This window comes from Chloracidobacterium thermophilum B (assembly GCF_000226295.1).
GTDB classification, from domain to species: domain Bacteria; phylum Acidobacteriota; class Blastocatellia; order Chloracidobacteriales; family Chloracidobacteriaceae; genus Chloracidobacterium; species Chloracidobacterium thermophilum.
The window spans coordinates 90,280-102,500 of sequence record NC_016024.1; the positions used below are offsets into that span (position 1 = coordinate 90,280).

General features: G+C 60.3%; 9 protein-coding genes (1 of these 9 running past the window's edge). 8 read left to right on the forward strand and 1 reads right to left on the reverse strand.

Going from position 1 to position 12,221, the window contains the following annotated elements:
* Window positions 1–8 precede the first annotated feature (8 nt).
* From CABTHER_RS00360 to CABTHER_RS16405, 8 genes are all read left to right on the forward strand, one after another.
* A complete protein-coding gene (locus tag CABTHER_RS00360) occupies window positions 9–2,021 on the forward strand; it encodes a monovalent cation:proton antiporter family protein (RefSeq protein ID WP_014098592.1) in 2,013 nt (670 codons plus the stop codon).
* Window positions 2,018–2,629 (forward strand): CDP-alcohol phosphatidyltransferase family protein, encoded by a 612-nt coding sequence (locus CABTHER_RS00365; RefSeq protein WP_014098593.1) that lies wholly within the window; start codon window positions 2,018–2,020, stop codon window positions 2,627–2,629. Before CABTHER_RS00360 ends, CABTHER_RS00365 begins: the two co-directional genes overlap by 4 nt.
* Window positions 2,626–3,918, forward strand: coding sequence for an AI-2E family transporter (locus CABTHER_RS00370; protein ID WP_014098594.1), 1,293 nt, complete (start codon window positions 2,626–2,628; stop codon window positions 3,916–3,918). Before CABTHER_RS00365 ends, CABTHER_RS00370 begins: the two co-directional genes overlap by 4 nt.
* Before the next feature lie 27 nt (window positions 3,919–3,945).
* The gene (locus CABTHER_RS00375; protein ID WP_081464610.1) at window positions 3,946–4,548 is read left to right on the forward strand and encodes a DUF4149 domain-containing protein; all 603 of its coding nucleotides are present in this window, start codon (window positions 3,946–3,948) and stop codon (window positions 4,546–4,548) included.
* 48 nt (window positions 4,549–4,596) lie between these two features.
* On the forward strand, window positions 4,597–7,647 hold the full coding sequence (locus tag CABTHER_RS00380; RefSeq protein ID WP_187288388.1) for an FHA domain-containing protein: 3,051 nt from the start codon (window positions 4,597–4,599) through the stop codon (window positions 7,645–7,647).
* On the forward strand, window positions 7,644–9,269 hold the full coding sequence (locus CABTHER_RS00385; protein WP_014098597.1) for a hypothetical protein: 1,626 nt from the start codon (window positions 7,644–7,646) through the stop codon (window positions 9,267–9,269). The genes CABTHER_RS00380 and CABTHER_RS00385 overlap by 4 nt, the downstream gene beginning before the upstream one ends.
* Window positions 9,270–9,447: 178 nt before the next feature.
* Complete coding sequence (locus CABTHER_RS00390) at window positions 9,448–10,053, forward strand: hypothetical protein (protein ID WP_148263866.1); 606 nt, start codon at window positions 9,448–9,450, stop codon at window positions 10,051–10,053.
* A 248-nt stretch (window positions 10,054–10,301) separates the two neighbouring features.
* Entirely contained in the window at window positions 10,302–11,018 is a 717-nt protein-coding gene (locus CABTHER_RS16405; protein ID WP_148263867.1) for a hypothetical protein, read from the forward strand.
* Here the strand turns inward: CABTHER_RS16405 and bshC are convergent.
* Window positions 10,936–12,221: the 3' portion of a bacillithiol biosynthesis cysteine-adding enzyme BshC gene (bshC, locus tag CABTHER_RS00395; protein WP_014098599.1), read on the reverse strand. The gene runs 301 nt beyond the window's last position; only the last 1,286 of its 1,587 coding nucleotides appear in the window; its start codon lies off the right edge, out of view; its stop codon occupies window positions 10,936–10,938. The two genes, CABTHER_RS16405 and bshC, sit on opposite strands and share 83 nt — an antisense overlap.

Genomic DNA, 12,221 nt, shown 5'->3' on the forward strand with positions numbered 1-12,221 from the left:
GACGACCTATGCACATCGAGATTCCTGTGCTGCGGGATATTGTCCTGCTGCTGCTGGCTTCACTGCCCATTGTTTTCGTCTGTGGACGGCTGCGGCTGCCGACCATCATCGGCTACATGCTGACCGGGGTGGTCATTGGCCCGTCTGGGTTGGGCGTCATTGGTGATGTGCATGCCGTCGAGACGCTGGCCGAAATCGGCGTCGTGTTGTTGCTGTTCACGATTGGGCTGGAATTCTCGCTTGAAAAGCTGCTGGCCATGCAGCGGGTCGTGTTTCTGGGTGGCGGGATGCAGGTTGGCGTGACGATTGTCGCCGCCATGCTGCTGGCCCACTGGGGCGTTGGTTTGGCGTGGCCATCGGCCATTTTCGTTGGCTTTCTCGTGGCGCTTTCCAGCACGGCGATTGTTCTCAAGACCTACGTGGACCGGGCTGAGTCCGACACGCCGCACGGGCGGATGGCGATTGGCATTTTGCTGTTTCAGGACCTGTGCATCGTCCCGATGATGTTGTTTCTGCCGCTGCTGTCGGGGCAGCGGACGGCCAACCTCTGGTACATCCTGAAAACCCTGGGGCTGGCTGCTGGGTCTGTGTTGCTCATCATGCTGCTGGCGCGGCGTGTCTTTCCCTTTCTGCTGCAGTGGCTGGTGACGCTGCGCAGCCGGGAGGTGTTTGTGAGTTTTGCCGTGCTGGCCTGTCTGGGAACGGCCTGGCTTACGTCCCAGGCCGGATTGTCGCTGGCGCTCGGCGCGTTCATTGCCGGGGTGGTGCTGTCGGAGTCGGAGTACAGCCACCAGATCGTGGCAGACATCCTTCCGTTTCGGGACATCTTCAACGGCATCTTTTTTGTGTCCATCGGGATGCTGCTGTCGCTGGAGGTTCTGACGACGACCTGGCCGGTGGTGTTGGGGTTGGTGGCGCTCATTGTGGTGGGCAAAACGGTGCTGGCATTTGCGGCCATCAAGGCGTTGGGTCGCACGCCGCGCGTGGCTTTGATGGCGGCTCTGGGCATCGCCCAGATTGGGGAGTTTTCGTTCGTCCTGCTCAAGGTGGGAGCTGAGGCCGGTCTGCTGGAAGGCGCGGCTTACCAGACCTTCCTGGCGGCTTCGATTCTGACGATGCTGGCCACGCCGTTTCTCATTGCTCTGGCTCCGGCGCTTGGCTACCAGGCTGGCCGGTGGACTGGCATTGCTGACACCCCGGACACGGGAGCGGCTGAACTGCCCCCGGTGAGCGGACACGTCATCATCGCCGGGTATGGTCTCAACGGGCGCAATCTGGCGCGGGTTCTCCGGGCGGCAGGCATTCCCTACCGCATCATTGAACTCAACATCGAATCCATCCGGGCTGGTAGAAAGCAGGGCGAACCCATTCTTTATGGCGACGGAACCCGCCGTGAGGTGCTGCATGCGGCCCGGATCGAGGCGGCCCGCGTGCTGGTCGTCGCCATTTCGGATGCCACGGCCACCCGGCGCATTGCGGCGCTGGCGCGTGAGATGAACCCCAATCTGCACATCATCGTGCGGACGCGCTTCGTCTCGGAGATGAACGGCCTCTATGCCTTGGGTGTCCAGCAGGTCATTCCTGAAGAGTTCGAGACGAGTCTGGAGATTTTTGCCCGCGTGTTGCGCGAGTATGGGCTGTCGCGGCAGTACATTCAGCAGCAGGTGGAGATGATTCGCCGCGAGGGCTACCGCCTGCTCGACGCCGACTGCCCGGAGCGGACGACGTTGATTACCGAGCTGGCGACAGTTATCGAGAACGCGACGACGCTTGCCCTGCGCCTGCCCTCCGAAGGGCTGGCGATTGGCCAATCCCTGCGCAAGCTGGCCTTGCGTCCAACCTTTGGGGTGACGGTGGTGGCTGTGCAGCGGGGCGCGGAAACGACGGTCAATCCCGATGCCGATTTCGTACTCGAAGCCGGGGATGTCCTGGTGTTGCTGGGGCGTCCCGAAAAGCTGGAAAGCGCGGCGGCATATCTGACCGGCCAGGCGTCCCTGGTCGAGGGAGAGCGGGTGCCTTGAGGTCGCGCGCGCCGTCCGATGAGCACTACCGTGACATTCTGACCATTCCCAATCTCATCACCCTGTTGCGCATTCTGCTGGTGCCAGTGTTTGTGGTGTGTTTTCTGCGGGGCTGGTTCTGGTGGGCGACGGCGGCGTTTGCACTGGCCGGGCTGTCGGATGCGGTGGATGGCTGGTTGGCGCGGCAGCTTCAGGCGGAGAGTCAGCTTGGGCAGGCGCTGGACCCGATTGCCGACAAGCTGCTGATGCTGTCGAGCTATATCGTGATGGCGATTCCTTCCGAAACCAACCTGCCGATTCCCTGGTGGCTTTCTGCGGTTGTCATCGGGCGTGATGTCGGGATTGTGCTGACGGCAGCCATCATTGCGCAGGTCACGGGCTTTCGGGACTTCAAGCCATCGCTGCCGGGCAAGGTGAGTACGTTTTGCCAGGTGGCGCTCATCGTTGTGTATCTCATCGCGCAGGTGTGGGCAGTGGTGCATCCACTGCTGCCGGGGTGTGTGGCCGTTGTTTTTGGGATGACGGTGTATTCCGGGTTGCACTACATTTGGTTCGTCACACGTGAAGTCCGGGAATTTCGCCGCCGCACGGGGGACTCCCTGCCATGACCGAGTTGCCATCAGTTGCCAGACCAGACGAAGCTTCCGGGCGCGCACCGGTGCCGCCAGCGGTAGGTTGGCGGCAGTTGCGCTGGGCGCGTTGGTTTCCGTCGTTGGCGGCGCTGTTGGTTGTGCTGGCATCCTGGGGGCTGCTTTCCGGGCTGCTGGCGCATTTGTCGTACATTTTCCAGCCGGTTTTCGTGCCGCTGCTCATTTCCGGCGCGCTGGCTTACCTCATCAAGCCGCTGGCGGACTGGCTCGACCACGTCGGGAAGCGGTGGGTGCGCTCTGCCGGTATTCGGCACACGCTGGCGGTTTTGACGGCCATGCTGGTGGCTGTCATGGGGCTGGTACTGGCGCTGTTTGTTGTCATTCCGAGCCTGGCCGCGCAACTGACCCAAGCGGCCAAAAAGCTCCCGGCCGGTTACCAGCGATTTATGGCGATGGCGCAGCCCGTTCTGGAAGGTCTCCAGCAACGTTACCCCAGGCAGTATGAGCAGGTTGTCGGGAGCATTCGGGAGCGCATTGCCGATCCGGCCTCCCTGGTGGAGCCGGTGCTGGTGGGGTTGAGCACGACGTTTTCCAATGTCATCGGCGTGGTGACAAGTCTTGTCAACCTGCTGCTCATTCCTTTTTTTGTGTACTACATCCTGAAGGATGCCGGTCATCTGGAGCGCCGCCTGCTGACTCTGGTGCCAGCGCGCCACCGGGCAACGGCCAACGATGTATTGACCAAGGTTGATCTGGCGCTGGGCAATTTCGTGCGTGGGCAGCTTATCGTGTGTTTTTCGATGAGTGTGTTGTACGTGGTGGGTTTCAGCCTGCTCGGTGTTCCGTCAGCTTTGTCGCTGGGCTTCCTGTCCGGGTTTGGGCATCTCATTCCCTACATTGGAACGTTTCTGGCCGGTGTGCTGACCTGTACGCTGGCTCTGTCGGATGCGCCCTCCCTCCTGCAGCTTGGCCTGGTGATAGGTGTTTACGTCATCGTGCAGAGCATCGAGAGCTTTTACCTGACGCCGTTTGTGTTGGGCGAGCGGTTGGATTTGCATCCTTTCCTGGTAATTGTGGGGCTGCTGGTGGGGCATCATCTGTTCGGCATTCTGGGGGTGATTCTGACGGTGCCGTTCCTGGCAGTTGGGAAAGTGCTGGTTGGGGTGACGGTGGAGTATTACGAGCGTTCGGATTTCTACCGCTACGGGGCAGCACTGCCGCCTTCGGTTCCGGCGTCGTCGGACGAGGTGGCAGGCGAGGCATCAACCGAGGTGTCGTCCATGGCAGCCACGACTTCGGCTTCATAAAATCTGAACCAGACACGAGCGCTTTTTATGACACCAACCCTGCCCGTTCTCGAATCCTCACCTAAGACTGTCCGGGAATCGGCTCACCCTGTGTCCAGCCGGTGGCAGACGTGGGTGGACAGTCTGTTGGGCATCAGTCAGTGGCTGGTCTTGGCATTGTGGCTGGGGGCCATGGTCTTTTTCAGTGCGGCAGTGGTGCCGAGCGCCTTTGGCGTGCTGCCCACACGCTACCTGGCCGGGACGTTGGTCAACAGCGTCCTGGGCAAGCTGGAGTGGTGGGGGCTGGTCTGCGGCGTGCTGCTCACTGGCATCCAGGCGGCTCAGGTCATCCGTGCCGGAAAACTCACAACCTGGGCCGGCCGCCTTGCCGTGGGGCTGCCCGTGCTGATGACAGTCGTCGTTGCCATCTCGAAATTCGTGGTTTCGGCCAGATTGGCGGCGATTCGCCGGGCGCTGGGGAGCGAGCTGGAACAACTGCCCCTCGATGATCCGACACGCCTGACCTTCGCTGCCTGGCATCAGTATTCAGTGTGGCTGATGGGTTTCAACATTCTGGCGGCCGTCGCGCTTGTCGTTGTGCACCACTTGTGGCTGGCACCCACAACATCCACGGTTGCACGCGACGCCTGACACGCCACTTGCCCTATCTACAGACCGGGCTGGGAGACCATGAACCTGGTGTTGACATATCTCACCGGTCGCCGTGCTGGTGAGCAGGTTGTTGTGGCAGACGCCGATTTTTTCATCGGGCGCGATCCGGCGGAATGCCGCTTGTGTTTTGATGACCAGGAACAGGGAGTTTCACGGCGGCACGCCAAGGTCACCTGGCAGAATGGCGTCTTGACGATTGCCGATGTCGGAAGCACCTACGGCACATTTGTCAACGGCCAGCAGATTCAAGGTCCGATGCTGCTGGGTGTTGGAGCCATCATCCAGTTGGGGAAAGGCGGCCCCTGTCTGCGCGTCGAACGCTTCGACGCCGCACCAGAAGCTGCACCCCTGCCGCCGGTACAGGCTGCGCCGGCACGCCCGTCCCCGTCAGTGACCGGCTCCAACCTTGGAGCTGATTTCGGGAAAGCCGACCCTGAGAAAACCAATGGTGGGTGGTCCTGGCCCCAACGGCCCGATGCCGGGCCTGCCATGACCAAGCCCTACCTTGAGTTGCTCAACGCCGGGGTGCCACGCCGGATTGTGTTGACAGAACCGGTGGTCACGATTGGGCGCGATCAGGGGAATACCATTGCGCTTGACCAACGACAGTTTCCAACCGTTTCGCGGCAGCATGCCATCATCGAGCGCCAGGGGGATACGTACTTTATCCGCGACCTCGGATCGTTCAACGGGACGCTCGTCAATGGCTACCGGATTGCTGCCCCGGCTCCACTTCAGCCGGGCGCACTCATCGAGATTGGTGTTGGTGGAGCGCAGTTTCGCTTCGTTGCACCGGAAACGGCTCCGGTGGTGTCGTCAACCGGCGAGCACACGGTGTCCCTGGCTTCATCGCGCGGAGTGCGTCTGGCCACGCCGCAAAAGGCGACGGAAGCCAGGAACTTCGTGACGCGCAAACACTTTGCGCAGGGCAAGACACCTGGACAGCTGACGGTGGGGCGGGCGCCGGAAAATGACATCCAGCTTGATCTGCTCCAGATTTCCAAACAGCACGCCGTCTTTGGGCGGGATGCCCAGGGGTGGACGCTGGAAGACCTCAAGAGCACCAATGGCGTCTATGTCAACGGCCGCCGGATTACCCGGTGCCGGCTGCGCGCAACGGATGTCATCCAGATTGGCCCGTTTCTCTTTCGGCTCGAACCCGAAGGCATTGCGGTTTTTGATACACGCAGCCGCGCCCGGATTGACGTCTTTGACCTGACCAGGGAAGTGCCCAACCGCCACGGGACAGGCACGGTGCGGTTGCTCGACCGGGTCCGGCTTTCCATTCCGGCCAACGAGTTCGTGGGTTTGCTGGGGCCTTCGGGAGCCGGCAAATCCACGCTCATGGATGCGCTCAACGGCATGCGTCCGGCCGAGCAGGGCGTTGTGCTGGTCAACGGGTTGAACCTGTACGAAAACATTGACTGCTTCAAGCAATCCATCGGGTACGTCCCACAGGATGACATCATTCACCGCGAACTGACCGTTGAGCGGACGCTGTACTACGTCGCCCGGATGCGCCTTTCATCCGATACGAGTGATGAGGAAATCGAGCGCATCCTGACTGAGGTGCTCGATGTGACGGGGCTGACCACGCGCCGCAAGGTTCCGGTGGGGCAACTCTCCGGCGGCCAGCGCAAGCGCGTCTCCATTGCCGTTGAACTCGTGACGCAGCCCGGCATCATTTTTCTCGATGAGCCGACTTCGGGACTCGACCCGGCCACGGAAGAAAAAATCATGCATCTGTTCCGGCAGATTGCTTCGGGCGGGCACTCCGTCATCCTGACGACGCACGCGATGGAGAACGTCCGGCTGTTTGACAAGATCGTGGTTCTCATGCGTGGGCGGCTGGTGTGGTTTGGCCCGCCGTCCGAAGCTCTGGCCTACTTTGGCATTACTAGCATCAAGGAACTCTTTGACACGCTGGGCGATCCGAACAGCGACGAAGTCGCCATCGGTTGGCAGCGGAAATATGAACAGTCCGATGCCTATCGGAAGTACGTCCATGAGCCGCTGGCGGAACTTGCCCGGAAACCGCTGGCAAGCAAGCGCCCTGCCAAAAGCCGTCTGACTTTTCTGCGCAGCCTGGATCAGATGCTTGTGCTTTCGGCGCGTTATGCGCGCGTCATACTGGCCGACCGGCTCAACCTGGCCATCCTGTTTGGACAGGCACCCATCATTGCTTTGCTGACCGGACTGGCGGTTGGTCACGACTGGGCGCGGGATTTTCCGTATTTCGTGCTGGCACTGTCGGCCATCTGGTTTGGATGCTCGAACGCAGCGCGGGAAATCGTCAAGGAAATGAGCATTTACCGGCGGGAACGGATGGTCAACCTGGGCATCGTTCCCTATGTTGGCTCCAAGCTGGTGGTGCTGACCCTGGTTGGCCTGGTGCAGGTTGTCCTGCTGTACGGGGTGATGGCGGCTGTGGAGTCCGTGCCTGGGTCGCCGTTGCTTGTCCTCCCATACCTGATGCTCTCGCACCTGGTGGGCATTGCCATGGGACTGTTGATCTCAGCCCTGGTACAGACCTCGGAGATGGCGACGAGCCTTGTGCCGCTGGTTCTCATTCCACAGATTTTGTTTGGTGGTTTGCTGCTTCCCAACGAGGGGATGGCCAAGGGAGTGAGTCTGGTGATGCCAGCGATGTGGTCCTATGACGCGCTCAAGCGGATTGGCGTCAGGCAGGGCGGACTGGGGGTGTTGCGTGGGGTAGGCGGGGAAGATGATCCCAGTGGTGAAATCGGGCGCATCAAGCAGCAGAACCAGCAGGCCATTGACGATTTCAAGGAACAGCTTGAAGCCTACCGGAAGCGGCAGCAGCAGCGACTGGATGAATACAAAAACGACCTGGAGGGCTTCCTGCGGACAGGTGGTGTGCGACCGGAGATGCCCAAGCCGGAAAAAGCGCCGGAAGCGCCGCGCATTGAATATCCGCCCGAAGACAAGTCGCGTTTCGTCGGCTTTCTCAATGATTTTGGCAGCTTGCTGCTCGATGTCGGGGTGCTGATGGGGATGTTCCTGACCCTGCTTTTCCTGACGATGCTGGTGCTGCGCAGCAAGGACATTCTCGGATGAATGGCAGGGAAAGCGTCACTGGTGATGTACCAGCGAAGATCGGGCAGTGGAGTCTGGTGCGTCATCCGCTGACCTGGATTCTGCTGGCTTACACGGCCTTGGGGCTGGGGTTGCTTGCGCCGTATCAGTTTCAAATCAACCCGGACGGCATTGCCTACCTCGACATTGCGGAAAAGTACGCGCGCGGTGACGTATGGGGCGCCGTCAATGCGTACTGGAGTCCGCTCATCTCATGGCTGACAGCCGGGTTACGTCTTTTGGGATTACCGCCACAGGTGGCCATCAAGCTGGTGTTGCTGACGGGTGGAGCCGTGGCGCTGGGAGGAGTGTGGCGGCTTCTGGGGGACTGTCCCGTGTGGATGCGGGCGGTGGCGACCGCCGGGGCAATTCCGCTCACGGTGTACCACGCCCTGCACGTGATTACGCCGGACCTACTCGTGGCGACGGTGCTGGTGTGGTACGCGGCGTGGTTGGTGGAGGGGAGGCTGGATGTCCGGGCGTCGGTGTGGGGTGGGTTTTTGGTGGCGCTTGGGTATTTTGCGAAGGCGTTTGCGCTGCCGTTTTGCCTGATCCATTTGTGCGGGTGGCGAATGCTGGCGGAGCAGCAGGTGGCATGGCGTCAGCGGCTGTGGTCACTGGCAGTGAGTCTTGTGGTGACGGGTTGTGTGAGTGGCGTCTGGATCGTTGCCCTGAAGGCGAAGTACGGCGTGTGGATGTTCGGCTCGGCAGGAAGGATTACGTATGCTTGGGCAGGGCCGCGGATGAACCTCGTCCATTCGGTGGAAGCAGGTTTCTGGGCGCCTGCAGAGGCAGGTGATACAAGTGCTTGGACGGACCCCACGCGCCTGCCTGTCCAGCCGTGGAGTCCGTTTGAGTCCGTTGAATACGCCCAGTATCAGGTTTTCATGACGCTCGACCGCCTGCGCGTCATTGCCTTGGTTCACAGTTTTGCGTATTCCGTGCTGGCCCTGCCCATCGTGTTGGGTCTGGTGGGTGGCGTGTGGACTGCTTCTCCCCTGCGGCGGCGTTTTGGCGTCCTGCTGTCGGGCATCCTCATCTATGTCGTCGGCTACGCACTGGTCTATGTCGAGGCACGGCATCTGCTGCCGCTGGCCTACTGGGTACTCGTGGCGGGGGTATGGCTGGTGTGGTTGATTGGGGCGCGGCTGAACCTTTCCAGACGGCTCCGGGCGGGGCTGCTGTTGTTTGTGGTGGGAACGGTAGCTTGGTCTCCGGCGTACGCTTTAGCACAGGGGGCGCTGGGGAACGATGCCGGGCTTGAGGTCTGTCGGGGGCTATACCGGGCAGCCCGGGCGATGCGCGTTCAGCTTGGCGTTCAGGGGCGGATTGCGTCCAACCGGGAGTGGCATCAGTCTTTGTACCTGACTTGGTTTCTGGGTGGACAATACTACGGTGTCGCCCCAGTTCAGGCGGACTCAGAAGACGTGGCGCGGATGCTGGAAGATTACGACGTAAACTACTACTTCGTGTGGTCGGACGAGACCGGGGCGTTTCCAGAGGTGTGCTGGGGAGAGGAAATTACCGGGGGGCAGGACCCGCTGCTTCGGATTTATCGCACCCGACCGGGACAGGTGAAAGCCACTGATGTTCAGACGTACTGAAATCGACCTGGTGGTAGCTGTGCGTCACAAGCTGCGGACCGTATTCGATGAGAAAATTTGATGAGAAAACTTGGGATGTTGAACAATTTTCTTAACTTTATCGAAAGCAACCAAATCGTGAACAGGGTGCAACCAAAGATTATGGCTGCACTGACAAAAAGTACTTGGGGCGTCGCGCGTGAATATACGTAGGGAGTGTGTCACCAGTGAGTCCCCGGAGCTGGCCGGGCAGGGAAGCTTGGTGCGTCATCCGCTGACCTGGATTCTGCTGGCTTACACGGCGCTGGGGCTGGGTTTGCTGGCGGCATACCAGTTCCAAATCAACCCGGACGGCATTGCCTACCTGGACATTGCTGAGAAGTATGTGCGGGGCGATATATGGGGTGCCATCAATGCGTACTGGAGTCCGCTCATCTCATGGCTGACAGCCGTGTTACGGCTTTTGGGGCTGCCGCCGCAGGTGGCCATCAAGCTGGTGTTGCTGATGAGTGGCGGCGTGGCGCTGGGAGGTGTGTGGTGCCTTCTGGGGGACTGCCCCATGTGGATGCGTGCGATTGCGACAGGTGGGGCAATTCCGCTCACCGTGTACTATGCCCTGCATGTCATTACGCCGGACCTACTCGTGGCGACGGTGCTGGTGTGGTACGCGGCGTGGTTGGTGGAGGGGAGGCTGGATGTCCGGGCGTCGGTGTGGGGTGGGTTTTTGGTGGCGCTTGGGTATTTTGCGAAGGCGTTTGCGCTGCCGTTTTGCTTGGTTCATCTGTGTGGGTGGCGGGTTGTGTGAGTGCTATCTGGATGGTTGCCCTGAAGGCAAAGTACGGCGTGTGGATGTCTGGCTCGGCAGGAAGGATTACGTATGCTTGGGCAGGGCCGCGGATGAACTGCGTACATCCTTTCATCAATCCAAGAGAAATGAGGTTCTTTGCTCCTATGGAAGCAGGGGATACGAGTTTTTGGACTGATCCCACATCCTTACCTATCCAGCCGTGGAGCCCGTTTGAGTCGTTTGAGTACGCTCATTATCAGGTCTTCATGACGATTTTTCGCTTGCGCGTCACTGCCTTTGCATACAGCCGTGAGTATTCCTGGCTAACCTTACCCATTGTGCTCGGCATGATGGTTGGGGTTTGGTTTGTTTCTGCGCTGCGGCGGCGTTTTGGTGTGCTGCTTTCAGGTATCCTGCTCTATGTCGCCGGCCACGCAGCAGTTTATGTCGAGGCGCGGCATCTGCTACCGCTGGCTTACTGGGTGCTCGTCGCCGGGGCGTGGTTGGTGTGGTTGACCGGATCCCAGTTTAAAGTTCCCAGGAAGCTACACTTTGTCCTGCTTTTGTTTGTGATAGGAACCTTTACTTGGCATCCAGCAAGAGCTTTAGCAAGAGATGCTTTGCGGAAGGATGGTGCGTTTGAGTCCTACCGGGAAGTGCACCGGCAGGCCCAAGCGATGCGTGCCCAGCTTGGCGTTCAGGGGCGGATTGCGTCCAACCGGGAGTGGCATCAGTCCTTGTACCTGACCTGGTTTCTGCGTGGGCAATACTACGGTGTCGCCCCGGCTCAGGCAGACCCGGAAGAAGTGGCACGGATGCTGACTGATTACAAAGTGGACTACTACTTCGCGTGGTCAGACGGGAGTGGAGCCTTCCCGGAGGTACGCTGGGGAGAGGAAATTACCGGGGGGCAGGACCCGCTGCTTCGGATTTATCGGGCCCGGCCGGGGCCGGTGAAAGCCACTGGTGGTCAGACGTACTGAAATCAAGCTGGTGGTAAATGTGCGTCAAAAGCTGCGACCCGTATTTGACGAGGAAACTCAGAATGTTGAGGACTCGTTCCTGGGGTTTGCCAAAGGGGGCAAGGGCAGCCGTGGCCCGCTCGATCTGGCGTAGCAGCGTGGCGTGGCGCTGGGCCTGGTTGGTCAGAAAGCGTTGTTCGAGGCCGTTGAGCTGGTAAAAGATTTTTTCCCGCCCGCGTTCAAGTGCTTCGGCCAGGGACGGGTCACTTTCGTGCAGGGACTGTTTGAGGCGGTCGAGTTCTGCCTCAAACGTCGCTTTCACTTCCCGGAAGCAGTCAAGTGTTTTGGTATCAGCAAGTTTTGTCATCGCCTGGCGGGCGAGTTCCTGTGTCCCAAGCAAAACGGATGCTGGCGTGAGGCCAAGTTTATCGAGCGTCTTCGCATGGCGACTTTCAAGCAGCGTCACACTGGCGCGCGCCCAACGGGCCGGCGCGTGAATTCCGAGATAGTCGTAGATAACTTGGGATTGACTCAGGTACTGCATTTCGGCTGGTCCGACGACCTGGGCCACGGTCGGGAACAGAACGTCTTGGAGAACCGGTCGCAGGAGTGCGCTGGGCGTCAGGCGCAGTGGTTCTTGGCGGAGAATGTGGACCAAATCCAGTGTGGTGTAGGTCTTCTCCGGTGCTGACTTGAGCTGGAAGCGGTTTCCATCGTGGAGCAAGGCTGTGCGGCTGCCGTCCACTTCGAGGAACAGGGTCGTTGAAGTCGGGCTGACTTTGACCTGTGGCTGTCGTCCGTTGGATGCGTACCGTTGCGCCTGCTCTACAAGCCGGGCAATCAGCTCTGGAGTTTGGTGGATGACCGCCTCCATCACGGGTTGTGTCAGTCGGCGCAGGTGTTCGTCGCGCGGGTCAACGAGGATGACGCCAAACGGCGCGAAGAGGTGGTGAAGCCAGCGGGCAAAGGCGTCACACCAGGCGCTTCCCAGAGCATAGGTTGCCGACAGTTTCTGGCACAGGTCAGCCGTGAATTCCGTACGGGGCAGGGCGGCTTCCAGTTGCTGGAGCGTGGCTTCGACCTGGCCATCGAGGAGGATGGCACCGACAGATGGCTGTCCGGGCGGACGTGTTGGATAGGTCAGGGTGAGCGGACTTCCATTGGCGTCGAGAATGGTGGTGTGCCGGACTTCTTCAAAATCGTGGTCTTCAGAGGCAATCCAGA